Raw genomic sequence first — 25,244 nt, 5'->3', positions numbered from 1 at the left:
TAGCAGATTAAAACAGCTTTGTGAGGAAAAGACCACTCCGAAAAATTGTGCTGAGGAAGAAATTCTTGGATATAGGGATGTTTTAAATACGATACATGAGAACTATGAATATATTCCAATCACAACAAATTACATTTTGCAGTTACATCGGGATTTGTATAAATATACAGAAAAAGTATCGGCGGTCATTTCAAAGTGTCACAAAATGTGATTGCTGCTATGGACGGAACCCGGAAAGAATATGTGCTTTTTACACCGCTTGCTCCATATGAAACACCGTCTGCTGTTGATGCCATTTGTGAAAAGCTTTCGGCAAAAGAAATCGTCAGACGAGCGATATATAGCAAAGTTGGAAAGCTGACTAAAAGTGATATTACTGAATTGTGTCCCTCCATAGGAATAAAATCAGTGGAATTGGCTTTAAAACAATTAGTAGAAGAAGGTGTTCTTTTAAAAAAGGGAGCGGGAAGAGCTACATTCTATGTTCGTAGTGATTCGGAGATGAATTGAGATATTAATTTATTCTTATGTGAGATAATATATAAAATCTCCTGAAAATCAACACCAATTAGAGAAAAAAGGAGGATTTTGTAAATGACTTCGTTTAAATATATGGGTGAATTTAAAGATGAGAGCATCCTTCCTAAACGTGTTCAAGAAGGAGCGATTATGTTTAAGGAACCTGATATGAACAAATTTGCTATTATAGCTAACTTACTTTCGCTTGTATTGCTTATAGGATTAGTGGTTTTTACATTTTTTTATGCAGGACGGCAATATAATACATGGGGGGCAGTGGCATCAATTTTGCTTCTTGTACCACATGAATTTTTACATGCGATATGGATGAAGGGCGACGTGTTTATGTATACGAGTTTGAAAAATATGGTACTGTTCGTGATAAGTACAGAGGATCTTACGAAGGGACAATTTGTTTGGATGAGTTTATTTCCAACAATTTGTTTTGGATTTATTCCGTTTTTGTTATTTGTTTTCAATTCGGGATGGACATTTTTGGGGTATCTGGGGATATTTTCGATTTCAATGGGAGCGGGTGATTTCTGTAATGTATTTTTTGCTCTGACGCAGATGCCAAATAACGCTGTGACATTTTTAAGTGGCAGTCATTCGTATTGGTATGTACCGGAGAATTTGTAGAGGATGACAGAAGAGAAGCAAGACAGTCAATGCTTGATGCATACCCATCTTTACAGAATATGTACTCCGCTGATGATGGAAATACAGAGGTGTTTTATTTTAAAAATGCGACAGCTACATTTTCTTCATTCACACATGAACCGAAAGTAGTGAAGTTCTAAGGACAAAGTGGTTTGCAAGGAATAGCGTAAGATGTTGTCACTTCAGCTTTTGACTTATTTCTTTGAACGGATGGATAAACTATGGTCTGGCAACGAAAGAAATCCATTCGCCCAGTGTGTTTTCTTCAATGATCGTAAAATGATTGGCGGTTAATGCCTTGCGGACATCATCGCCACGGCTTGCAAGAATACCGGAGGAAATGAAGATGCCGTCCGGCTTCAGAAAAGGACGGATCATACCGGAAAGAGGGATGATCACATCGGCGAGAATATTGGCAACGACTACGTCAAATGGTTCCGGACATTCTGCCTTGATCGCGGCACTGTCCTCAAGGATATTGCCGTGGATCGCACGGATCCTGTCTGCGGCAATGTGATTTCGCTCGGCATTTTCCAGTGTTCCGGTGACTGCAGATGGATCAATGTCGAGACAGAATGCACTTTTCGCACCGTACAACAGTGCGGCGATCGCAAGAATACCGCTGCCACAGCCGGCATCCATGATGCGGGTATCTTTGTGGATGTAGCTACGCAGGGATGTCATGCAAAGACGTGTTGTTTCGTGTGTTCCGGTACCGAAAGCAGAACCCGGCTCGATCAAAAGAATCGTATCGTTTTCGTTTGCAATTTCCGGTGTCGGCTCCCAGACAGGAGTGACGATCAGATCATCGGTAACGCGGAATGGGTGAAAGCTGTCCTTCCATTTATCCTTCCACTGTGCATCGTCCTGTACGGAATAGGTGATCACCGGATCCGGAAACGGACAGAACTGCTGCATATCGATGATACGGCCGCGCAGAGAGGCAACAAGCTCTTCCGGATCCTGATACCCCTCCTGGACAGGACTTGCAGCATCACGCAGGGAAGATCCCGTGCTGTAAAATTCCTTCTCTTCAGGAGTATTGTCTCCTTCGGTATAAAAGGTCAGGACAGCCTTGCCGTCATCCGGTCCCAGATCCGCCGGGATATCGGTATACATCTGCTTCTCCTCCTCCGGGGTCAGAGGAACATGGTCAGAAATCTCAAAGCCCTGTATGCCGAGCTCATAGAGCAGCTCCCCAATAATATCTGCGGCGTCCGTCGTTGTATGAACTTTATATTGAATCCATTTCATTGATGATTATCCTTTCTTCCTGAATTATGGTATACTTTCTAAGAGTGTGATTTAATTATAACAAAAAAAAGGATGTTATACAATGAAACAGTGGATGATAAAATCAAACCGTGCCGATCTGTCAAAGATTGCAGCACGGTATAAAATTTCCGAAATTCTGGCGGAGGTTCTTGTGAAAAGGGGGCTGTACGACTGGGAGGCGATGGATGCCTACCTGTATCCGTCTATGGATAAGCTGCATGATGTGCATGCTATCTATGATCTGGATCATGCGGTTTCGATCATACGCAATAAGATCGAGAACAATCAGAAAATACAGGTGATCGGCGATTATGATGTGGACGGTGTGATGTCTACGTCCATCCTGGTGAAGGGGCTTCGAAAGCTGGGAGCTGAGGTGAGCTGGCGTGTGCCGCACCGGGAGAGAGACGGATACGGTGTGCGGGATTATATGGCGAGGGAGGCTTTTGAACAGGATGTGGACACGATCATTACCTGCGACAATGGCATCTCGGCTGTTGATGCCGTTGCCTGCGCCAAGGAGCTTGGTATGACGGTGATCGTGACGGATCACCACGATGTGCCGCTTGACAATGAAACGGGACAGGAACTGCTTCCACCGGCAGATGCCGTGGTGGATCTGAAGCGGAAGGACAATATGTATCCATGGCGGGAACTGTGCGGTGCGGCGGTGGCATACCGCCTGATTGAGGCTTTGTTTGAGGGGCGGGAGGAAAGTGCATTTCTGGATGAGCTTTTGTCCATGGCGGCGGTGGCAACCGTCTGTGATGTGGTACCGCTGCAGAGCGAGAACCGAATCATTGTAAGCCGTGGTCTGGAGCTGATACAAAACAGCACTAACAAGGGGCTTTCTTCGCTGATCCGGCAACTGGATCTAAACAGAGAGGTTGATTCCGGCTGTATTGGTTTCCGAATCGGTCCCTGCATTAATGCGGCAGGGCGTCTGCGGGATGCTTCTACTGGTGTAGAATTGATGCTTGCGGAGGATCAAAAGGAAGCGGATGCGATTGCGGCGCATCTGATCGAGCTGAATGAGGAGCGCAAGGATATTACCGCACGGGCAACCGAACAGGCAGTAAAACAGATTGAAGAGGAAGGATATCTGGACCAAAACGTGCTTGTTGTATTTGTGGAGGAGTGTCCGGAGAGTGTTGCGGGCATTGTGGCAGGAAGGATCAAGGAGAAATATTACCGTCCGACGATGATATTGACCAGATCCGGAGATCATCTGAAGGGCTCCGGCAGATCAATCCCGGGCTATCACATGCAGCAGGAATTAAATGCCTGTGCATCGCTTCTGCTTGAATATGGCGGTCATGCCATGGCTGCGGGATTTTCGCTGAAGGAGGAGAAGCTTGAGTCTCTTCGGGATGCCTTAAATGAGCGGTGCAGACTGACTCCGAAGGATCTGATCGAAAAGATAACGATCGACCGTGAGGTGGCGCTTGCGGAGGTGAGCGGCAATCTGGTGCGTGAACTGAATCTGTTGCAGCCGGTAGGCGAGCAGAATAAGGGTGCTCTTTTTGCAAAGCGTGGTCTGGAGATTCTTTCTGTGAAGATCCGTGGCAAAGAGGGACAGGTAGGGAGTTTTATGGTGCTTGATCAGGGCAGACGTTATAATCTGGTGGATTTTCAGATCGATCAGTGCATGAAGAAGGAAATCTGCGCCAAATATTCCGAGGCGGTGTGGGAATCTCTGGAGCAGGGGAATGCAAGCGGCTGTGTGATGGATATTATTTATATTCCGAGGATCAATGAGCGTTACGGGGAACTGCAGTACACGATAGTTGACTGCCGCTAGATCACATGGTATTCTTAAGGGCAGTAGATATTGTTTTGGACGTTGGAGGATTGTTATGTCAGATATTTCATCTGTTTCATCCCTGTCGAATCTTTCGAGGGATTTATATTATCAGTATATGATCGACCACAACTCCATGAGTACGATGTTTCATGCACTTTCCGGAGATGACAGTGATAGCTCCGGGACATCGGGACTTATGAATGCGGTCAGTTCAGGTCTTACCTCATCACTGAGTGGTGTGCAGGGACTTGAGAGCTTAAGCGGGCTTCTTGGAGGATCAGACAGCAGTGACAGTCTTCTGGGGGCTTCGCAGAGCATTTCCGGCTTTGCAGGAATTTTAGAGTCATATCTGAATGCACAGCGCTCAGAGGCAGCTCAGATGGCGCAGTCCATGTCGGAGGTTTTAAAGGAGGCGGCGAAAACGGAGGACACATCCAGCCTGACCTATCAGACCGTACAGGATATTTATCAGTATTTTCAGGAGCAGACGAAGAAACCGTCTTCTTTATAATTTATAAGAATCATCGGCATGCTTTGCGGATCGCAAAACGATAACAGAAATAAAAGACGGTCTGGCTGATATAGTAGAAGAAAAGCACCATGACCGGAACGCGGCCGAGCGGAAAGTCATACCAGTATTCGGTGGGCTGGATCCACTGCCACACAAGAAGCAGGATCAGAGCAAGTACAAAGCCGAAGCGCTCTGCCTGATAACGGGTGCGGGAAAAGTGATACTGTTTCATGATGTCCGGATGTGCTGCCTGCCGGAGAGCCTCATTGTTTCGCTCCGGGTAAGAGGAATCCAGCGCCAGATTGACGGCGGCAGGAAGTGCAGCCAGTGCTGCGATAATATAAAACGCAGACGGATAATGCAGCGCAGAAAGAGGAACAAGCAGAATGATCAGTATATATCTGGAAATGCGCCAGGCACAGAAATGGCTGACGGCGCGTATTTCACGGTGTTTAAAAACAGCAGTAGTTGTCATAGAAATTTTATAATCCTTTCTCAGCCTGCATGTTTAAGATTGCAGGCATAGTATTTTCCGCATGGAAAACCAGCACAAATCCCGATTTTCATCCAATATGAATCCAGTGTAATATACATATCGTACAGTTTCAATGCGTAATTATAACTTTTTTCTGAAATATTGCCAGAAATTTAAAATACACTTTGAAAACTCAGAAAAATGGTATATAATAACATAGAATACGTTTATTTTTGTTACAAAACGGAAAAAATAGAGAAATAGGATGCATGGAAAGGAGAAAATAAAATGGTTGGTAGTGATATCGGAATTGATCTTGGTACAGCCAATGTACTTGTATATATAAAGGGAAAGGGTGTTGTTTTAAGGGAGCCGTCAGTTGTTGCATTTGATCGTGATACGAATAAGATCAAAGCAATCGGAGAGGATGCACGTCTGATGCTTGGACGTACACCTGGTAATATTGTGGCAGTAAGACCGCTGCGTCAGGGTGTGATTTCTGATTACACCGTGACAGAGAAGATGCTGCGCTATTTCATTCAGAAGGCATGTGGTAAGACACGTTTCAGAAAGCCGCGCATCAGCGTCTGTGTACCAAGCGGTGTTACAGAGGTAGAGAAGAAGGCGGTTGAGGATGCAACCTACGAGGCAGGTGCACGTGAGGTTGCGATCATTGAGGAGCCTATTGCGGCAGCAATCGGTGCCGGTATCGATATCTCCAGACCATGTGGTAATATGATCGTTGATATCGGAGGCGGTACAGCAGATATCGCTGTTATTTCCCTTGGTGGTACCGTTGTCAGCACTTCGATCAAGGTTGCCGGCGATGACTTTGATGAGGCGATCGTACGTTACATGCGTAAGACACATAATCTGCTGATCGGTGAGCGCACCGCAGAGGATATCAAGATTCAGATTGGATCTGCATATAAGCGTCCGGAGGTTGTTTCCATGGATGTACGTGGACGTAACCTTGTAACAGGTCTTCCTAAGACGATCACTGTTACCTCCGATGAGACGATGGATGCCTTAAAGGAGATCACATCTCAGATCGTGGAAGCTGTTCACAGCGTACTGGAGAAGACACCACCAGAGCTTGCAGCAGATGTTTCTGACCGTGGAATCGTCCTGACCGGAGGCGGAAGCCTTCTTTATGGTCTGGAGGAGCTGATCGAGGAGAAGACAGGCATCACAACAATGACCGCAGAGGATCCGATGACCGCAGTAGCGATCGGTACCGGTCAGTTCGTGGAATTTTTGAGCGGAAAGCGCGATGAGGATTAAGAAATATTGGCAGATTGCCGATAATATATTATGAGACAGACTGACTGGATTTCCATCCGGTCAGTTGAAGTTTTTCCGGGATGTTCTAAGAAGGAGGCCGCCCATGACAAGAGGTTTATATACCGCATATACAGGCATGTATAATGAGCAGAAGAGATTGGATATTATATCCAATAATCTTGCCAATTCGGCAACGATCGGTTACAAAGAGGAGCAGGTGACCAGTCAGGCATTCAAGGAGATGCTGACCTACAAGATCCGTGACCGTTCCAATGGCTTTGTGGATGAGCCGATCGGAAGGATGAGCCTTGGGGTTAAGATCGGTGAGACTTATACGAACTGGGATCAGGGTTCTCTGAGACAGACGGAGAATACATACGATATTGCGATTCAGGGAAGCGGCTTTTTTACGGTTCGCGCAACTAATGCCAAAGGGGAAGATAAGACCTATTACACCCGGAATGGCTGTTTTACCGCGACGCGAGATGGATTTATTGTTGACAGTGATGGCAATCATCTGCAGGGAGAGGGGGGAGACCTTCAGGTTCCTACGGATGCTGCTAAGATCGTGATCGACAGAGATGGTGCTGTATATGCGGATAATGTTTATGTGGATACCATTCAGATCACGGATTTTGAGGATTATAATTATCTTAAACAGCACGGAGATAATTTCTGGGAGACAGTGGACGGTGCAACGGCGATCAAGGGAACCTATTCTCTGGAACAGGGCTATACGGAGCAGTCCAATGTCAATGTGATCGACCAGATGGTGGACATGATCACGATCACCCGGGCATATGAGGCAGGACAGAAGATGATTCAGACACAGGACAGCCTGTTGAATCATTCGGTTAATGATGTCGGCAAGGTTTGATGAAAGGTGTGAGATAGCATTATGATGAGAGCTCTTTGGACGGCTGCTTCCGGCATGAAGGCACAGCAGACCAGTATGGATACGTTGTCCAACAATTTATCCAATATCAATACAACAGGTTACAAGAAGGAGACGACACGTTTCCAGTCACTTTTATATCAGAATATCCAGAAGAAGACGACCGATTCCGAGGGGAATCAGAAGCCGATCGGAGCGCAGGTCGGACTTGGTGTGAAGGTGGGATCGATCGCAACGCAGTTTACACAAGGATCCTTTACAACGACCAATGCTGCATTTGACTTTGCGGTTGAGGGAGATGGACTGTTCATGGTGCAAAAGCCGGACGGTACGATCTGCTATACCAGAAACGGTCATTTTAATCTTTCTAAAAATACATCCGGCGGATGGTCTTTGACGACACAGGAAGGATATGCAGTGTTGGATTCGACCGGCAAGGAGATAAGCTTTGATAAGGATGTGGATACCTCGAAGCTTCGCTTTGATAACTATGGCGGTATCGGTTATGTGGGAGATGATGGCAATTCACTTCCGCTTGGTATCAATATCGGTATGGCACAGTTCAATAATCCAAATGGATTGGAGAAGGCGGGTGACAGCTATTATCTGGCGACAGATGCTTCCGGAGATGCCCGCATTGAGGGGGATGATGCTGCATTAAAGCGCAGTATTGTTAAGAATGGATATCTTGAGGCATCCAATGTGCAGGCAGTGGACGAGATGGTTGACATGATCGTTACACAGCGTGCTTATGAGATGAATTCCAAGGCAATTACCGCATCCGATGAGATGTTGCAGCAGGCGAACAACCTGCGGTCATAATCAGTGAACGGATGGCTGTGTGCAGCTTATCCGGTTAGGAAGGAGCAGCTCCTATGAGTTCAGTTTTAGATGTATCATCATTATACGACAGTTATGCATCACGGATCAGCAGTGCATCTGCAGCAGGAACCTCTGACAAGATCGGTGGGATCGGTAAGGATTCTTCCGACGAAGAACTGATGGAAGCCTGCAAAAGCTTTGAGTCATATTTCGTACAGAAGATGATCGAGGAAGCCAAGAAAACTGTCGAGAATGAAGACGAAGAAGGCGAATACACCAAGATGTTTGCTGATATGCGCAATGAGCAGCTTGCAGATACGGTCACGGAAAGTGGTCAGATCGGTCTTGCGCAGCAGTTATACGATAATCTGAAGCAACAGTACAAGCTGTAATCACAATATACATACAAACGGGCCGCTGTTTATTTGCAGTGGCTGTTTTTCTGTAAAAGGAAGTTTTGGCAGAAGGAAGATGGCGGAAAAGGGGGATGAAATGGAAGAGATCGAAGGATATGTAGAGAATATCGTTTTTCGTAATGAAGAGAACGGATACACGGTACTGCATTTGTCACACCCGGAATGGGACGATGACATCTGCTGCGTCGGCTGTTTTTCTTATGTGGCGGAGGGACAGTATCTTGTTGTCCGGGGAGATATGGTCTTTCATAAAGAATACGGAGAGCAGATGAAGGTGACCTCTTATGAGGAGAAGCAGCCGGAGGATTCCATGGCGATCGAAAAGTACTTAGGTTCCGGTGCGATCAAGGGGATTGGACCGGCACTTGCGGCGAGGATCGTCAAGAAGTTTAAGGAGGATACCTTTCGGATCTTTGAGGAGGAACCGGAGCGGCTTGCAGAGGTCAAGGGGATCAGCATGAAGCTTGCGATCCAGGCTGCCGGTCAGTTTAACGAGAAGCGAGAGATGAGACAGGCGATGCTCTTTTTGCAGGATTATGGAATCAGTATGAATCTGGCTGTCAAGATATACAGACAGTATGGTCAGGAAATGTATGAGGTTCTAAGAACCAATCCGTATAAGCTGGCAGAGGATATTTCCGGCGTGGGCTTTAAGATTGCAGATGAGATCGCGCGTCAGGCTGGATTTTATGAGGATTCGGATTTCCGTATTCAGGCGGGGATCGTCTATTGTCTGCAGCAGTCCACGGTACAGGGACATTGTTACCTGCCGCAGAGAGAGCTTGTCGATGTGACGGCGCAGCTTCTTGGACTGGAGCCGGCACTGATCGACTGCCATGTGGACGAGCTGTGCATGAATAAACAGATCATTTGCCGGGAGATTGACGGAGAGCGATGTCTTTATTACGGTCGGTTATATTATATGGAGATGAATTGTGCCAGAATGCTGCTTGATCTGAATCTGGACTTTCCGGTGAAGGAATCTGATCTGGAAAGGAAGGTCCGGGAGGTGGAGCGTTCCGAGAAGATAGAGTTGGATGAGATGCAGCGTAGGGCTGTTTTTCAGGCACTGCAAAATGGTGTGATGGTGATCATGGGTGGACCCGGTACCGGAAAAACCACAACGATCAATACCATTGTGCGTATTTTTGAGGAAGAGGGAATGGATATTCTTCTGGCGGCGCCGACCGGCAGAGCGGCAAAGAGAATGTCCGAGACGACCGGTTATGAAGCGCAGACGATCCACCGTCTGCTCGAGTTAAATGGTGCTGTGGACGGGGATGACCGCGACGGTATGCATTTTGAACGAAACGAGCTGCAGCCGCTGGAGGCAGATGTGGTGATCATTGATGAGATGTCTATGGTGGATATTTATCTGATGCATGCGTTGTTGCAGGCACTTGTGCCGGGAACGCGCCTGATTATGGTGGGAGATGCCAACCAGCTTCCATCTGTGGGACCGGGCAATGTGCTAAAGGATATCATCCGGTCAAAGTTTTGTCATGTGGTTCGTCTGGAAAAGGTATTCCGTCAGGCGGCAGAGAGCGATATTATTTTAAATGCCCACCGGATCAACCGGGGAGAGCCTGTGGAATATAGGAAGGAGAGCAGGGACTTTTTCAGTCTCGAGAGGAATCAGCCTCAGGATATCATCAATGTGGTGATCCAGCTGATCGTCCAGAAACTGCCACCGTATGTCAACGCATCTCCGTATGATATTCAGGTTCTGGCACCGATGCGTAAAGGTGAATTGGGTGTGCTGAATCTGAATGATGTACTGCAGAAGTATCTGAATCCGTCATCGCCGGACAAGGTTGAAAGAGAATTTCACGGTGTTTTATTCCGCGAGAATGATAAAGTGATGCAGATCAAAAACAACTATCAGCTCAAATGGAAGAAGTATAATCCTTATGGAGATGTCTGCGAAGAGGGAGAGGGTGTTTTCAACGGAGACAGTGGAGTGATCCGGACGATCTCAGCCTTGACGGAGAGCGTGACGGTGGAATTTGAGGAAGGAAAGATCGCGGAGTATGAATTTAGTGAGATGGAGGAATTAGAGCTTGCATATGCGATCACTATACATAAGTCGCAGGGAAGTGAGTATCCTGCAGTGATCATTCCGCTGCTGAGCGGACCGAAGATGTTGTTTAACCGCAATCTTTTATATACGGCAGTGACGCGTGCCAAAAAGTGCGTGACGATCGTTGGCAGCAGAAGGATGGTGGATCAGATGATCTGCAATATCAACGAGAAGAAGAGATATTCCAGCCTGTGCCAGCGGATTCAGGAACTGGAGGTGGCAGATGCAGGGATGCTTTCGTGACAGAGTGCTTGATTTTATTTATCCGGCGAGATGTCCGGTATGTGATGACGTGCTTCCGGCAGGAATGCATGGGATTTGTGCCGGCTGTCACACATATATTCAATATATACGGGAACCACGGTGCATGCGATGCGGAAAGCCTCTTGAGGAAGATGAGGAATTTTGCGGGGACTGCAGGGATAACAGTCGTTCGTTTGAGGCGGGAAGAGCGTTGTTTGTCTATGACGGTATCATGCAGGAATCGATGGCACGCTTCAAATATAGCAGCCGCAGGGAATATGGTGCTGTTTATGCGGAAGAATTATACAGGCATTATGGGAGCTGGGTCAAACAAACCGGTGCCGGAATGCTTGTGCCGGTGCCGGTTCATCCGGCACGTTACCGCAGAAGAGGATATAATCAGGCAGAGATTCTTGCCAGACATTTTGGCAAGCTTAGCGGACTGCCGGTAGGAACAGAAATGATTGCCAGAATTAAGGATACCAGACCGCAGAAGGAGCTTTCGGCGGGAGAACGTAAGCGGAATCTGGCAGGGGCATTTTCGGTGGGCAGACAGGTGCGGGAGTTGAATCAGATACCGGAGTGTGTTATAATCATGGATGACATTTACACGACGGGAAGCACGATGGAGGCTTGTTCTGCCGTGTTGAAAGAGACAGGGATCCGCAGGATTTATTTTTTGTGTGTATGTATTGGACAAGGCAATTAAGGAGAGTAGGATATGGACGTAAGAAATTGCAAAATGTGTGGGGCAATATTTAATTTTGACGGATCACCGCTGTGTCCGAAGTGCCGCCGCAAGATGGAAGAAAAGTTCAGTGTTGTCAAGGAATATATTTTAAAGAATCCGAGCAGTTCAATCTCTGTTATTTCTGAGGAAACAGAGGTACCGATTCAGCAGCTGAAGCGCTGGATCCGAGAGGAACGTCTGAGCTTTTCAAAAGAATCCGGGGTGGTGATCCAGTGTGAGAAGTGCGGTGCGCCGATCCTGACCGGACGATTCTGCAAGGAATGTAAGCGGACGATGACAAGATCCTTTGAGAATTTATACAGCAGTCCTAAGGGCGGCAATGAACCAAAGAGGACCTCGGAGAATGCAAGAATGCGTTTTTTCGACAAATAAGAAATAAGCGTTTTGGCCTTGAAGAAAATGACTTGTTTTAAAGATACTTACTGATAATCTGATTAAGACAACCAGTAAAGTACGGAGGAGGTGGAGCGTTTTGGAAGATATTCGGGACATACTTCGCATCCCCGGACGGGAAGTCATGGCAGTGACGAAGATTCTGGCAGGGGTTGATCTGGAAAAGATCGACTCGAAGCAGTGCAGAGACAGTGATATCATCACAGTTATGATACACACAAGAGGATTTTTTCTGGCGAACATCCGTTGCGAAATGAACCATGATATGTATCGCCAGATCCTGTCGGGAATGTATGGAGGCGGCATGCCGCCGGAGGAGGAGCGGGCATTATATATCAATGAATATATGAATGTTGTCTGTGGAAGGATCGTATCCAAGATCAATACGCTGACGGACAGTGTTTCCAAGCTGTCTGTGCCGGAATATTTTGGAGAAAACGATCCGGATTATGGCAGAGATGAGCAGGCGTATCATATTATGCTTGTTTATCGGAATGGTCAGGGATTTGTTCGGTTTATTATTCAGTTTGAGTTTCAACAGAATGGAGGAGACGACGTATGAGTACAACAATTATGGTGGTTGATGATTCCCCCTTTGCATCTAAGCAGATCAAGGATATCGTGGAAGATAACGGATATGAAGTGATCGGTTATGCCAAGGATGGAGAAGAGGCAATCGAGCTTTACAAGGAATTGAAGCCGGATATTGTTATACTGGACATCATAATGCCGGGGCTCAATGGTCTTGAGACAGCAGAGATACTCAAAAAGCAGGATCCGGCTGTGAAGATATTGATGTTAAGCTCTCTTTGTGATGCCGGAACCATGGAGGAAGTGAAAAGCATCGGTGTCAAGCATTTGATTCCGAAGCCTCTGGAGGCAGATGTTTTGCTGGCTTCTCTGGAGTTGGTATCTAAATTTGCCTAATTCGTTTGCAAACAAGTGTTGACGTAATGAGGTATTGTGTCATATACTTGATATGTGAATATGAAAAGGAACAGGAGCAGAAAATGGTTACATCAAGAATAGTGGCCACGGGGGCGGGTATTCCGAGTCAGGTGATTACCAATGATGATCTGGCACAGATTATGGATACCAGTGATGAGTGGATCAGACAGAGAACGGGGATTGGAGAAAGACATATTTCGGGGGGCGAAGATTTATCGTATTACACGACGAAAGCCGCCAGACAGATTATAGAGAGAGCCGGGATCGCACCGGAGGATATTGATCTTATTGTTGTTGCGACCGTTACGGCGGATTATTGCACACCGAGTGCTGCGTGTATGGTACAAAAGGAGATCGGTGCAGTTAATGCAGTAGCATTTGATGTGACGGCAGCCTGCTCGGGATTCTTGTATGGTGTGAGTGTTGCGGATAAGTTTATCCGCTGTGGTGTGTATAAGAACGCGCTGGTGATCGGAGGAGAGATATTATCCAAGATCGTTGACTGGCAGGACCGCTCGACATGTGTGTTATTTGGAGATGGCGCAGCAGGCGTGCTGCTGGAGCGTTCTGAATCACAGCAGGGTATTCTGATGGAAGAGCTTGGAGCAAAGGGTGAGGATTGTGCTGTTCTTACAGCACGGCGTCTGGCACCGGCCAATGCTTTTAATGAGATAGAGCCGCAGGCAGAATGTGGTCATGTCACGATGGATGGAAGAGCTGTGTTTAAGTTTGCAACCAAGAAGATCGTGTCAAGCATCGAGAACGTGCTTGAAAAGTCCGGTGTATCAAAGGATGAGATTACATATTTTATCACGCATCAGGCAAATGCAAGGATCGTTGAGGTGGCAGCAAAGAAGTTAAAGCTTCCGATGGATCGCTTTTATACCAATATTGAGCATTATGGCAATACTTCCGCAGCAAGTATTCCGATCGCGCTCAATGAAATGAATGAAAAGGGACTTCTTCATGAGGGGGACAAGTTGATCCTCTGCGGCTTCGGAGGAGGCTTGACATGGGGAACACTGCTGATACAATGGTAGGATGAGCATGTGTATTACTGTGATATCACAGTCAATATAAAACAAAATTAACTAATTTCTTTAGGAGGAACTGAAAATGGTATTTGAGAAGATCAGAGAAATCATTGCTTCACAGCTTGGAAAGGATGAAGAGGAGATCACACTGGATACAAATGTAAAGGATGATCTTGACGCTGATTCTTTGGATGTTTTCCAGATCATCAATGATATTGAAGACGAGTTTGAAGTATCAATTGAAGATCCGGAATCTATTGTTACCGTAAAAGATATCGTAGACTTTGTTGAGAACAACAAATAAGACGATTATCGCCAGCAAGCAGATGAAACGGACAGTGAAGACCGTAAAGATGAGGATCTCGTCCAACGGGGTTCTCATCATTTTGTTATCGGATCGCACTGTCTTTTAAAGCGTGGAGGAGTTTTCATGAAAACTGTATTTATGTTTAGTGGACAGGGTGCACAATATGCAGGTATGGGAAAGGAACTGTACCAGAATTACAGTGTGGCTAAGGATATATTTGATCGGGCAGATGCCGTATTGGGATATTCGATTAAGGATATTTGTTTTCAGGATGAACAGAAATTAGGAGAGACAGAGTATGCACAGCCTGCAATTTTAACAATGAGTATTGCGGCATTCAAAGTGCTTGAGGAGCAGGGCATCCGTGCGGATATGACAGCCGGATTAAGCCTTGGCGAATATTCCGCTTATGTTGCCAGCGGAGCGATGGACTTCGAGGAGGCCGTTGCACTGGTGCAGAAGCGAGGGAGATTTATGACAGAGGCAGTGCCTTCCGGTGAGGGAGCAATGTATGCGATCATCGGACTGGATCAAGATCTGGTCGAGGAGGCATGTGAGGAGGCAACGGCTCTTGGAAAGGGACTGGCGGTCCCTGCCAATTACAATGCGCCGGGTCAGATCGTAATCGCCGGTAAGACAGAGGCGGTTGCAGAGGCAGCAAGGCTTGCCAAGGAAAAGGGGGCAAAGCTTGCCGTTAAGCTGAAGGTGAGCGGTCCTTTCCATACAAGCCTGTTACAGCCAGCCTCCGACCGTTTAAAGCCGGAGCTTGAGAAAATGCATATCAGCGATATGAAGATACCGGTTTATACCAATGTGAATGCACAGGTGGTGCCATCAAAGGATGACATCATTCCGATTTTGACAAAGCAGATCTGCTGTCCGGTAAGATGGGCAGATATCATCCGCAACATGAATGAGCAGGGGGCGGATACTTTTATTGAGTTAGGACCGGGAAAAGCATTGACCGGTTTTGTGAAGAGAACACTCAAGGGAGTGAATATCATGAATGTAGAGGATTTATCCTCTCTGGACAAAACAATCAAAAAGCTTCATGAGATCGTGTAGATCCTGGAAGATGTGATTTAGGAGGAATTATGTTAAAAGAAAAAAACGTCATTGTGACAGGAGCAGCCAAGGGCATCGGCAAGGCGATCGCTCTGGCATTTGCCGAAGAGGGATGTAATATCGTATTGAATTATCACAGTCATCTGGATGAGGAGACCGTGAAGGAGATCGAGGCGTTTGGTGTGATCTGCAAGCCGGTACAGGGTGATGTCAGTGATTTTGCATTTGCGGCTGACATGATCAAAACGGTCAAGAAGGAGCTTGGCAGTGTGGATGTGCTTGTCAATAATGCAGGTATTACGAAGGATATGCTTTTGATGAGGATGACTGAGGAGCAGTTTGACGATGTGATCAATACCAACCTGAAGGGAACTTTTAATATGATCCGCCATGCGAGCAGTGTAATGCTCAAACAGAGAAGCGGAGCAATCATTAACATGGCATCTGTAGTCGGCATCAACGGCAATATCGGACAGGCAAATTATGCGGCGTCCAAGGCGGGTATCATTGGTCTGACCAAATCTACCGCAAAGGAGCTGGCGTCAAGAGGAGTCACCTGTAATGCGATCGCTCCGGGTTTTGTTGAAACAGATATGACAGCAGTGTTGAAGGAGGATGTGCAGGAGGCAATCTTAAATGCAATTCCGCTTAAGAGAGCCGGAAAGGTTGAGGATATTGCCAGAGCAGCAGTGTTCCTTGCAGAGAATAATTATATTACCGGTCAGGTGCTTAATGTTGATGGCGGAATGGTAATGTAGCGAACAGACAGTTGCAGAGACTGAGAGAAATGAGGGTAAGAAATATGGCTAGAAGAGTTGTTGTAACAGGAATGGGTGCGGTGACACCTCTCGGAAGCACAGTGGATACTTTCTGGGATAATATCCGGAAGGGCAAGTGCGGAATCAAGATGATCACAAAGTTTGACACGGAAGAGTTCAAGGTAAAGATTGCCGGAGAGGTAGAGGGGTTTGATCCGGAGCTTTACATGACAAAGAAGGATGTCAAGAGAAACGATCTGTTTGCAGTGTATGCGCTTGGTGCAGCAGTGCAGGCATTTGAGGACAGTGGTCTTGATATGGAAAAGGAAGATGCGGACAGAGTCGGTGTTATTGTAGGCTCCGGTGTCGGTGGACTGATGACCATGGAGGAGCAGGTTACCAAGATGAACGACAGGGGACCGGCAAGGGTTTCTCCGTTGTTTATCACGATGACGATCGGCAATATGGCAGCAGGAAATATTGCGATCCGTTATGGTGCAAAGGGAATCTGCGAGAACGTGGTGACTGCATGTGCGACCGGAACAAATGCGATCGGTGATGCATTCCGTCAGATCAAGGATGGACGTCAGGATGTCATGTTTGCGGGCGGTGCTGAGGCAGCCATCTGCCGTATCGGTATTGCAGGATTTACGAATCTGACAGCATTATCCAAGAATCCGGATCCAAAGGATGCGTGTAAGCCGTTTGACAAGGACAGAGACGGTTTCGTTATGTCTGAGGGGGCAGGTGTACTGATCCTGGAGGAGTTAGAGCATGCAAAAGCGCGTGGTGCAAAGATCTATGGCGAGATCGTTGGCTATGGTTCCAATGCAGATGCATACCATATCACAACACCACTGCCGGATGGCTCCGGTGCTGCAAGGGCAATGGAGCTTGCTATGGAGGAAGCCGGAATTACACCGGAGCAGGTATCCTATATCAATGCACATGGAACAAGTACACATGCCAATGAGATAGGTGAGACAGCAGCAATCAAGCTTGCAATGGGAGATGCGGCATATAAGGTGCCGGTAAGCTCGACCAAGTCTATGACAGGTCATCTGTTGGGAGCAGCCGGTGCGATCGAGTCGATTATCTGTGTTAAGGCAATACAGGATAATTTCCTGCCGGCAACGATCAATTACAAGACACCGGATCCGGAATGTGATCTGGACATCATCCCGAATGAGGGTCGTCAGGTGGATAACGTGGAGTATGTATTATCAAATTCTCTCGGTTTTGGCGGACACAACGCCGTGCTGTGTTTTAAGAAGTGGAAGGCTGAGTAGGAATTATTTATGGATATATCTGCCGGAGGGCAGATTGGAAAGGAAGGAAGCATGCGTTACGAAGAGATTAAGCAGTTGATCGATCTGTTTGAGGAAACAGATCTGGCAGAAATGGAACTGACGAGAGAGAATGACGGACTTCGTCTGGTGCGTGGAAATGGCGGCAAGGCAGCAAGCCAGCAGGTGTTACCGGTACAGCCGGAGATCCCGGAGGCTCCATCACTTTCAGATTTGCAGGACATTGTTGCGTCCGTACAGAATGGGGCAAGAGAGGCAATGGCAGGCGGTTCTGCACCGGCTGTTGAGGCACAGGAGGAAGGCAGTGTTGTTACAGCACCGATCGTTGGAACCTTCTATGCAAAGCCGGCACAGGACAAGGATCCGTTTGTAAAGGTTGGAGATACCGTTGCAGAGGGAGATACACTCTGCATTATTGAGGCAATGAAGTTTATGAATGAGGTTCCAAGTACGGTCGGAGGTACAATCAAAGAAGTTCTGGTTCAGGATGGTGATTTCGTAGAATTTGGACAGCCGTTATTCAGAATCGGATAAAGAGAGGAGACCGAAATGGATTATTTAATGGACATTAAACAGATCATGGAGATCATTCCGCATCGTCAGCCGTTTCTGTTAGTAGACCGCATTTTAGATATGGTACCGGGAGAGAGTGTAACAGCGCTCAAGAACGTATCGATGAACGAGCCGTTTTTTGCGGGTCATTTTCCGGGAGAGCCGGTTATGCCCGGAGTGCTGATCGTTGAGGCGATGGCACAGGCCGGTGCGGTGGCAATTCTTTCCCAGGAGCAGTTTAAGGGTAAGACCGCATATTTTGGTGGTATCAAGAATGCAAAATTTAAGCAGAAGGTAGTGCCTGGAGATACCCTTCGTATGGAGGTTTCTATTGTAAAGCTTAAGAAAAATGCCGGAATCGGTCAGGGAACAGCCTATGTGGATGGAAAGGTTGCTGCACAGGCAGAATTTATCTTTATGATCGGCTGATCATAAAAGGGATGGAGGAGCGCATGTTTGACAAAATATTAATTGCGAACCGTGGTGAAATAGCTGTTCGTATTATACGGGCCTGTCGTGAGATGGGAATTAGAACGGTTGCTGTATTTTCGGAGGCAGACAGAGATGCTCTGCATACACAGATGGCAGATGAAGCTGTCTGCATCGGTGGTGCGAAGGTGGCTGAGAGTTATCTGAATATGCAGAACATAATCAGTGTGGCTGTAGAGAAGAAGATTCAGGCAATTCATCCGGGCTTTGGTTTTCTGTCCGAGAACAGTACATTTGCATCAATGTGTGAGGTATGCAACATCAAATTCATTGGACCAAGTCCGTCCGTGATCGATGCAATGGGCAACAAAGCAAACGCAAGAGAAATGATGATCAAGGCCGGAGTCCCGGTAATACCGGGCAGCGACGGCGTTATTGAGAGTCTTGATAAAGCATATGAGGTGGCAGACCGGCTTGGTTATCCGGTGATGGTCAAAGCATCAGCCGGTGGCGGCGGAAAGGGCATTCGTATTGTGCGCAGCCGTGATGAGCTGGAGAATGCATATGAATCTGCCAAATCAGAAGCAATGGCGGGCTTCGGCGATGATGCTGTCTATATGGAGAAGCTTATCGAGAATGCCAGACATATTGAGGTGCAGGTGTTAGGAGATCAGCAGGGCAATGTGGTTCATTTGGGAGAGAGAGACTGTTCTCTGCAGAGAAAGAATCAGAAGGTTCTGGAGGAGTCACCGTCTCCGGCACTGACACAGGAGAAACGCGAGGAAATGTGTGCGGCTGCAGTCCGAGCAGCAAAGGCTGCCGGTTATCAGAGTGCAGGCACGATCGAGTTTCTTTATGACAGATCCGGGGAATTTTATTTCATGGAAATGAACACAAGAGTGCAGGTGGAGCATCCGGTTACGGAGATGGTAACGGGCGTTGATATTATCAAGGAACAGATCCGGATCGCTGCCGGTGAGTCGCTTTCTATGACGCAGGATGATATTCATATCAGTGGACATGCGATCGAGTGCCGTATCAATGCAGAGAATCCGGACAGAAACTTTGCACCATGCCCGGGTAAGATCCGATCCTTGTTGCTGCCGGCAGGAGGTCTTGGACTTCGTGTGGATGCGGCAGTATTTCAGGATTATGTGATCCCGCCATACTATGATTCTATGATCGCAAAGGTGATCGTGCATGGCAGGGACCGCGAGGAGGCAATTGCCAAAATGCGCAGAGCTCTCTATGAATTTGTTATTGATGGCATAGATACAAACATTGATTTTCAGGGGATGATACTGAGCCATCCCGATTATATTGCCGGGGAGTTTGATACCTCATTTATCGAGGAGAAGATTTTGAAATAATTTTCGTAGGATTTGAATTGAATCCAAGAAGTTCTGCTTATATTATGAAAGCATGACATTTCATCTGTACATAAAATGGGACAGACAGAAAGGATGGATCTTGTGAATTTATTCAGCAAAAGGAAAAAATATTTTTCTCTGGAACCACAGACAGACAGGAAAAAATCAGATAAAAAGAAAAAAGAACAGGGGCCGTCGATACCAAATGGTATGTGGATCAAGTGTAATACCTGTAAGATGATCATTTACAAGAAGGAGATCACGGAGTATAAGCTTTGCCCGAGCTGTGGTGCACATTTTCGTATGACACCGGCAGAGCGTATTGCGGTTACCTGTGATGAAGGTTCCTTTCAGGAGTTCGATGCGGATATGATCCCGGAGAATCCGATGGAGTATCCGGATTATGATCGGATCGTAGGAAAGGCACAGGACAAAACCGGACTTCGGGAGGCCGTTGTTACCGGTCGTTGTCAGATTGAAGGCAACGATGCGGTAATTGCTATTATGGACAGTCATTTTATGATGGGAAGCATGGGTTCCGTTGTTGGTGAGAAGATCACCAGAGCAGTGGAGTATGCGACCGGAGAAAAGCTTCCGGTCATTATCTTCACCACATCCGGTGGAGCCAGAATGCAGGAGGGAATCATTTCGCTGATGCAGATGGCGAAGGTGTCCGAGGCACTGGGACGCCACGATGCAGCAGGGCTGTTATATATCACCGTATTGACGGATCCGACAACGGGTGGTGTTACAGCAAGCTTTGCGATGTTAGGCGATATTATTTTGTCAGAGCCTAAAGCACTGATCGGTTTTGCCGGTCAGCGTGTGATCCAGGGAACGATCCACCAGAAGCTGCCGGAGGGATTTCAGAGAGCAGAATTTCAGCAGGATCATGGTTTTGTAGACAGAATTGTTCACCGTGAGGAGCTTCGCGGCGAGCTTGGAAAAATTTTGAAACTTCATCAGACGGGAAAGCGAGGGAATGGAAATGAATGAGAGTATGAGATCCGTGACCATTGCCCGCCAGATCGACCGGCCAAGCACGAAGCAATTTATCGAAGAGATTTTTGATGATTTCATGGAGTTTCACGGAGATCGTTTATTTGGAGATGATGGTGCAGTGATTGGTGGAATCGCCAGTCTGAAGGGGCAACCGGTTACCGTCATCGGAATCCAGAAGGGACATACCTTAGAGGAAAATGTCAACTGCAATTTCGGACAGCCAAATCCGGAGGGATACCGTAAGGCACTTCGTCTGATGAAACAGGCGGAGAAGTTTAAACGCCCGGTGATCACGTTTATCAACACAGCCGGTGCATTTCCGGGTGTCGGTGCAGAGGAGCGCGGACAGGGAGAAGCAATTGCGAGAAACCTTATGGAGATGTCCCGTTTAAAGACGCCGATCATCAGCATTTTTATCGGTGAAGGAGGCAGTGGCGGTGCGCTGGCACTTGCCGTGGCAGATCAGGTGTGGATGTTAGAGCATGCTGTATATTCCATCTTATCGCCGGAGGGATTTTCCAGTATTTTGTGGAAGGATCCGACCAGAGTCGCGGAGGCTGCAGAGAAAATGAAAATGACAGCGAAAGACCTGTTAGAGAATCATGTTGCGGACAGAATGTTTGCGGAGCCGGAGGATGGCCTTGAAAATCATCTGACCGATGTGACAGCAGAACTTCAAAAAACGCTGCTTGAGGAAATTCCGGGACTTCTTGCGATGGATCCGGATGAGCTTACGCGGAAGAGGTACGAGCGTTTCCGTCAGTTCGGAAGCTTTGTCGAATAGAATTTTACCGAATAGGATGTTATTAAATAAAATTATATAGAATAAAATGACAAAAGGACGGGCATATGATTGACATAAGCTCGTCCTTATTTAGGATATAGGAAAAATTGTACTATTTCATGCGGATGCCGTCATCACCGATGGTGATATAGCCCTCCTTCATCAGACGTCCGATCGCACGCTTGAACGCATTCTTACTCATATGGAAATGTGCTTTGATCTCCTCCGGCGCGCTCTTGTCGTGATATGGCAGAAAACCATCGGCATCTTCCAGACGATGCAGGATAAATTCGGCATCTTCTTCCATCTGCTCCGGAATCTTTTTCTTGACACTGAGTGACAATCTGCCGTCCTCCAGAACCTGTGAGACACGTGCATAGACCGGCTGATTGATACGATATTTCTCAAATACTTCCTTCTTCGGGATCAGAGCGGAATATTTGTCATCTACGGCAACAAAGACACCGAAATTGTCGCTGATCTCATAGACGCGTCCAAACACCTCGTCATCCTTCTGATAGTCCGAATCGTTTCGCAGGCGGTCATAGACATGCATGGATGCGCAGAGACGCTCACTCTTATCAAGATACATCGTTACCAGTACGGCATCTCCCGGCTCTACCTTGTAAAGCTGTTGCTTGAAGGGAAGAAGAAGGTCTTTGGAAAGTCCCATTTCCAGAAAAGCACCGATCTTCGTTACTTCCTTTACCTTTAGGCGGGCAACGCCTCCTAATTCAAGCTCCGGCTCCTCCATGGTAGCGATCGGTCGATCCTCAGAATCACGGTATACAAATACCGTCAAAGCATCCTTAAGCTGGGTTCCCTTTGGAACCTGCGCCTTTGGCAGAAGAATCTTATCCGTATCCTCACCGCCCGGCGTATTAAGATAGACTCCGAAGTCTGTGGTTTTCACCACGATCAGTTCCTGTGTTTTTCCAAGTTGTATTTTTTCAGACATAATAATCCTCGTTTCGTTTTTGATGATTTACCCGGACTTTCACAATGATAATGGAAAGTTCCCTTATAACCTTGATAATCATACCATAAGAAGAAAAAATGGGAAAGAGGAAGATAATAAAATCAGAACAAAAAGACAGCTTAGATATTGGAAGCTAAGCTGTCCGAAATGATTTTTGGTTATTTTACGATCCTTCTATTTTTACTTTTTCGACCATGTGTAAGGTATGGTTTGAATCCTAAATGGAAACGTGTTATACTTTGAAACGGAAGCGACCCGGCAGGGTTGGCTGAACAGATCCGTATGGATAAGAAATTTGGGGTCCCATGACGACAGAAGGTTGTGGGCGGAATGGAGGATAAGATGAAGAACGTAATCAGTACAGATAAGGCGCCGGCAGCAATCGGACCATATTCACAGGCAATCGAGGTAAATGGTCTTGTGTACACATCAGGAGTGATCCCTGTAAATCCTGCAACCGGAGAGATTGTTGGTTCAACAGCAGCAGAGCAGGCGGATCAGGCAATCGGCAATCTGAAAAATCTTGTCGAGGCAGCAGGAAGCTCTATGGACAAGGTGATCAAAACAGTGGTATTCATCAAGAACATGGATGATTTCGGAAAGATCAACGAAGTATACGGAAAATATTTCCCGGAGCCATATCCGGCACGCTCCTGCGTAGAGGTAGCACGCCTGCCGAAGGATGTGTTGATTGAGATCGAGGCAATTGCAGCAAAATAATTCATTTAAGCATCAATACAAACAGACTCCTGAGGGTGTCGGAAATGATACGATTTTCCGGCATCCTTTTTTGTTCCGGTATAGGAAAATGCTCGTAACGTGGTGGAATGCCAACGAGAATTGCGAAGTAATTCTTGGAGGGCAAAACGCTGGTTTTGCCCTTTTGTTCCTGCATATATGAGGAGAGCGGGAAGCTTAATGTGGATAAGAATGATGAATTGTCAGACAATTTGTGGATAAAAAAGACAATTTGTTTTCGAAAAAAATGATTGACAATGGATATATTGTACATATTGCACAAACAAACGAGTTTATATTAGTAGAAATGTCAAAGATAAGAGATAAATGTGAATAGTTATCCACATTTTGTGGAAGAAAAATATGTGGAAAAATGGAGTTATTCACGAAGTTATCCACATTGTCCACAATTTTTACCCATTTTTTACACAAAAAAATAGTTGTCAACAAGAAAATTTGTTTTGTGAAAAAGGATAAAAATATAAAAAACAGAAAAATATCTTGACAGACAAATTGTGTGACAATTAAACGATGATCCCCTTTAATATTCAAACTTCTCTTCCGGAAAGTATGTACGTGCCGGTCATATTTCTTATGATCAGGATATATCATTATGATTTTTGCCATTGAAGTTTAACTGCTCTGGAAGGCTGTGTTTGAAAATTGACGCAGATCGTTAGGTTTTCTGAAAAATCTTTGCTTTGCAATGTTTCGATGAAATACGTGTCCGGACGACTGAGCCTCCTGGGTGGGCTCAGTTATTTCAGCGGGCACGCTCCCGCTACACTGCGCTACGCAGCACTACATAGCACCTTAAACAACAAGGCGCAAGTAGTGGCGAGCGCAAGTGCCCTTTGAAACATCTGAATCCCACCCTGAGGCGAGTACGGGAAGACACGTTCATCACACATCGAAACAGCAAAGCATTTAGATTTTTCGAAAACCGTAGAACGACAAGACAATTTTCAAACACAGCCTTCCAGAGCTTTAAAATATTGAAAAGGCAAAAATCATATTCAAAATTGTTCGTCATAAGAAATATGATCGGCATCGGCGATACGTTATTGAGAGAGAAGTTCGAATATGCTTTTGTGCAATTTGTTCATTTTTGCTTGCAAATTGCGGGGTAGTGTAGTATAATATAACCATTCTAAACAGTAAAGGAGTTGGGGACTTATGCAGTATATTATCAGTGGTAAGAACATCGACGTAACAGAAGGATTGAAGGCTGCCGTTCAGGACAAGCTCGGCAAGCTGGAGAGATATTTCACACCAGAGACAGAAGTTCATGTGACCCTGAGTGTAGAGAAGGAGAGACAGAAGATAGAGATTACCATCCCAATGAAAGGCAATATCGTCAGAGCAGAGCAGGTCAGCGATGATATGTATGTATCTATTGATCTTGTAGAAGAGATTATTGAGCGTCAGCTCCGTAAATATAAGAACAAGATTGTCGATCAGCAGCAGTCAGCAGTCAGCCTGAGCAAGGCATTTGTAGAAGAGGATATTGAGGATGACGAGGAGATCAAGATCATCCGCTCCAAGAGATTTGCCATGAAGCCGATGGAGGCTGAGGAGGCATGTCTGCAGATGGAGCTTCTCGGACACAGTTTCTATGTATTCCGCAATGCTTCTACCGACGAGGTGAATGTTGTATATAAGAGAAAAGGTAATACATATGGTCTGATCGAGCCGGAGTTCTAGACGATGGTGATATAAGAAAGGTATTATACAGTGGGGTGTATGATATACAGACGGGTATCCGGAAAGGATACCCGTTTTTTGTGTGGCTGCAGAATGCTTCAGCGCCGTGTCGTAAAATAAAAGTTGCTTATAAATGTGA

The 25,244-nt window shown here is 46.4% G+C and carries 26 protein-coding genes and 2 pseudogenes; 25 read left to right on the top strand and 3 right to left on the bottom strand.

The features are described 5' to 3' along the window. The first annotated feature begins 195 nt into the window (after nt 1–195). The 3 genes and pseudogenes from ACZLMD_RS05075 to ACZLMD_RS05065 all read left to right on the top strand — a co-directional run. Nucleotides 196–510 carry a hypothetical protein gene (locus ACZLMD_RS05075; protein ID WP_484107475.1) on the top strand — a complete coding sequence of 105 codons (315 nt, stop codon included), beginning with the start codon at nt 196–198 and terminating at the stop codon, nt 508–510. Between the two features lie 84 nt (nt 511–594). Continuing rightward, nucleotides 595–1,158, top strand: a complete 564-nt coding sequence (locus ACZLMD_RS05070; RefSeq protein ID WP_118559871.1) for a DUF3267 domain-containing protein — start codon at nt 595–597, stop codon at nt 1,156–1,158. Then, a pseudogene (locus ACZLMD_RS05065) lies at nt 1,146–1,319 on the top strand (pyridoxamine 5'-phosphate oxidase family protein); the annotation flags it as partial. The gene ACZLMD_RS05070 and the pseudogene ACZLMD_RS05065, both read left to right, overlap by 13 nt. A 79-nt stretch (nt 1,320–1,398) precedes the next feature. On the opposite strand, the gene prmA reads toward ACZLMD_RS05065, so the two are convergent. Continuing rightward, nucleotides 1,399–2,433, bottom strand: coding sequence for a 50S ribosomal protein L11 methyltransferase (gene prmA, locus ACZLMD_RS05060; protein WP_484107474.1), 1,035 nt, complete (start codon nt 2,431–2,433; stop codon nt 1,399–1,401). An 82-nt stretch (nt 2,434–2,515) separates the two neighbouring features. On the opposite strand from prmA, the gene recJ reads away from it, so the two are divergent. Continuing rightward, complete coding sequence (gene recJ / locus ACZLMD_RS05055; protein WP_482521975.1) at nt 2,516–4,255, top strand: single-stranded-DNA-specific exonuclease RecJ; 1,740 nt, start codon at nt 2,516–2,518, stop codon at nt 4,253–4,255. A 55-nt stretch (nt 4,256–4,310) separates the two neighbouring features. Continuing rightward, on the top strand, nt 4,311–4,769 hold the full coding sequence (locus ACZLMD_RS05050) for a hypothetical protein (protein WP_118559879.1): 459 nt from the start codon (nt 4,311–4,313) through the stop codon (nt 4,767–4,769). Between the two features lie 10 nt (nt 4,770–4,779). Here ACZLMD_RS05050 and ACZLMD_RS05045 read toward each other — a convergent pair whose 3' ends face one another. Next, a complete protein-coding gene (locus ACZLMD_RS05045) occupies nt 4,780–5,244 on the bottom strand; it encodes a hypothetical protein (RefSeq protein ID WP_022305701.1) in 465 nt (154 codons plus the stop codon). Nucleotides 5,245–5,532: 288 nt separating this feature from the next. Here ACZLMD_RS05045 and ACZLMD_RS05040 point away from each other — a divergent pair, with 288 nt between their 5' ends. The 18 genes and pseudogenes from ACZLMD_RS05040 (at nt 5,533) to ACZLMD_RS04955 (ending at nt 21,684) form a co-directional block, all read left to right on the top strand. After that, nucleotides 5,533–6,528, top strand: a complete 996-nt coding sequence (locus ACZLMD_RS05040; protein ID WP_022305700.1) for a rod shape-determining protein — start codon at nt 5,533–5,535, stop codon at nt 6,526–6,528. Between the two features lie 103 nt (nt 6,529–6,631). Beyond that, on the top strand, nt 6,632–7,405 hold the full coding sequence (locus ACZLMD_RS05035; protein ID WP_482521974.1) for a flagellar hook-basal body protein: 774 nt from the start codon (nt 6,632–6,634) through the stop codon (nt 7,403–7,405). A 21-nt stretch (nt 7,406–7,426) separates the two neighbouring features. Further along, nucleotides 7,427–8,245, top strand: a complete 819-nt coding sequence (locus tag ACZLMD_RS05030) for a flagellar hook-basal body protein (protein ID WP_482521973.1) — start codon at nt 7,427–7,429, stop codon at nt 8,243–8,245. Between the two features lie 53 nt (nt 8,246–8,298). Next, a complete protein-coding gene (locus ACZLMD_RS05025) occupies nt 8,299–8,637 on the top strand; it encodes a rod-binding protein (RefSeq protein WP_022305697.1) in 339 nt (112 codons plus the stop codon). A 100-nt stretch (nt 8,638–8,737) separates the two neighbouring features. Next, nucleotides 8,738–10,984 carry an SF1B family DNA helicase RecD2 gene (gene recD2 / locus ACZLMD_RS05020; RefSeq protein ID WP_118559945.1) on the top strand — a complete coding sequence of 749 codons (2,247 nt, stop codon included), beginning with the start codon at nt 8,738–8,740 and terminating at the stop codon, nt 10,982–10,984. After that, the gene (locus ACZLMD_RS05015) at nt 10,965–11,693 is read left to right on the top strand and encodes a ComF family protein (protein WP_118559885.1); all 729 of its coding nucleotides are present in this window, start codon (nt 10,965–10,967) and stop codon (nt 11,691–11,693) included. Before recD2 ends, ACZLMD_RS05015 begins: the two co-directional genes overlap by 20 nt. Nucleotides 11,694–11,705: 12 nt before the next feature. After that, nucleotides 11,706–12,107, top strand: a complete 402-nt coding sequence (locus ACZLMD_RS05010) for a hypothetical protein (protein ID WP_022305694.1) — start codon at nt 11,706–11,708, stop codon at nt 12,105–12,107. A gap of 100 nt (nt 12,108–12,207) precedes the next feature. After that, a complete protein-coding gene (locus ACZLMD_RS05005) occupies nt 12,208–12,690 on the top strand; it encodes a hypothetical protein (protein ID WP_482521971.1) in 483 nt (160 codons plus the stop codon). After that, complete coding sequence (locus ACZLMD_RS05000; protein ID WP_118559891.1) at nt 12,687–13,055, top strand: response regulator transcription factor; 369 nt, start codon at nt 12,687–12,689, stop codon at nt 13,053–13,055. Before ACZLMD_RS05005 ends, ACZLMD_RS05000 begins: the two co-directional genes overlap by 4 nt. A gap of 83 nt (nt 13,056–13,138) precedes the next feature. Then, nucleotides 13,139–14,116 (top strand): beta-ketoacyl-ACP synthase III, encoded by a 978-nt coding sequence (locus ACZLMD_RS04995; RefSeq protein WP_482521970.1) that lies wholly within the window; start codon nt 13,139–13,141, stop codon nt 14,114–14,116. Between the two features lie 76 nt (nt 14,117–14,192). Beyond that, complete coding sequence (locus ACZLMD_RS04990; protein WP_022305690.1) at nt 14,193–14,414, top strand: acyl carrier protein; 222 nt, start codon at nt 14,193–14,195, stop codon at nt 14,412–14,414. Nucleotides 14,415–14,540: 126 nt separating this feature from the next. Then, the gene (gene fabD, locus ACZLMD_RS04985; RefSeq protein ID WP_118559893.1) at nt 14,541–15,482 is read left to right on the top strand and encodes an ACP S-malonyltransferase; all 942 of its coding nucleotides are present in this window, start codon (nt 14,541–14,543) and stop codon (nt 15,480–15,482) included. A gap of 29 nt (nt 15,483–15,511) precedes the next feature. Continuing rightward, nucleotides 15,512–16,240 carry a 3-oxoacyl-[acyl-carrier-protein] reductase gene (fabG, locus tag ACZLMD_RS04980; protein WP_022305688.1) on the top strand — a complete coding sequence of 243 codons (729 nt, stop codon included), beginning with the start codon at nt 15,512–15,514 and terminating at the stop codon, nt 16,238–16,240. A 44-nt stretch (nt 16,241–16,284) separates the two neighbouring features. After that, nucleotides 16,285–17,529 carry a beta-ketoacyl-ACP synthase II gene (gene fabF, locus ACZLMD_RS04975; protein ID WP_118559897.1) on the top strand — a complete coding sequence of 415 codons (1,245 nt, stop codon included), beginning with the start codon at nt 16,285–16,287 and terminating at the stop codon, nt 17,527–17,529. A 51-nt stretch (nt 17,530–17,580) separates the two neighbouring features. Then, entirely contained in the window at nt 17,581–18,081 is a 501-nt protein-coding gene (gene accB, locus ACZLMD_RS04970) for an acetyl-CoA carboxylase biotin carboxyl carrier protein (RefSeq protein ID WP_482523358.1), read from the top strand. Between the two features lie 15 nt (nt 18,082–18,096). Then, nucleotides 18,097–18,528 carry a 3-hydroxyacyl-ACP dehydratase FabZ gene (gene fabZ / locus ACZLMD_RS04965; RefSeq protein ID WP_022305685.1) on the top strand — a complete coding sequence of 144 codons (432 nt, stop codon included), beginning with the start codon at nt 18,097–18,099 and terminating at the stop codon, nt 18,526–18,528. Nucleotides 18,529–18,551: 23 nt separating this feature from the next. After that, a complete protein-coding gene (locus ACZLMD_RS04960) occupies nt 18,552–19,898 on the top strand; it encodes an acetyl-CoA carboxylase biotin carboxylase subunit (protein ID WP_118559951.1) in 1,347 nt (448 codons plus the stop codon). A gap of 93 nt (nt 19,899–19,991) precedes the next feature. Beyond that, nucleotides 19,992–21,684 (top strand): annotated as a pseudogene (locus ACZLMD_RS04955) (acetyl-CoA carboxylase carboxyltransferase subunit alpha). A 112-nt stretch (nt 21,685–21,796) separates the two neighbouring features. On the opposite strand, the gene ACZLMD_RS04950 reads toward ACZLMD_RS04955, so the two are convergent. After that, complete coding sequence (locus tag ACZLMD_RS04950; RefSeq protein WP_243100574.1) at nt 21,797–22,642, bottom strand: CvfB family protein; 846 nt, start codon at nt 22,640–22,642, stop codon at nt 21,797–21,799. Nucleotides 22,643–23,005: 363 nt separating this feature from the next. Here ACZLMD_RS04950 and ACZLMD_RS04945 point away from each other — a divergent pair, with 363 nt between their 5' ends. Together ACZLMD_RS04945 and hpf are read left to right on the top strand one after the other, a co-directional pair. Further along, the gene (locus ACZLMD_RS04945; protein ID WP_022305680.1) at nt 23,006–23,383 is read left to right on the top strand and encodes a RidA family protein; all 378 of its coding nucleotides are present in this window, start codon (nt 23,006–23,008) and stop codon (nt 23,381–23,383) included. Nucleotides 23,384–24,577: 1,194 nt separating this feature from the next. After that, nucleotides 24,578–25,105, top strand: a complete 528-nt coding sequence (hpf, locus tag ACZLMD_RS04940) for a ribosome hibernation-promoting factor, HPF/YfiA family (RefSeq protein ID WP_022305679.1) — start codon at nt 24,578–24,580, stop codon at nt 25,103–25,105. Nucleotides 25,106–25,244 lie beyond the last annotated feature (139 nt).

The sequence above is a fragment of the Jutongia sp. genome, assembly GCF_057878315.1.
The sequence above is the reverse complement of the archived record's forward strand: the minus strand, read 5'-3'. Positions and strand labels throughout refer to the sequence as shown.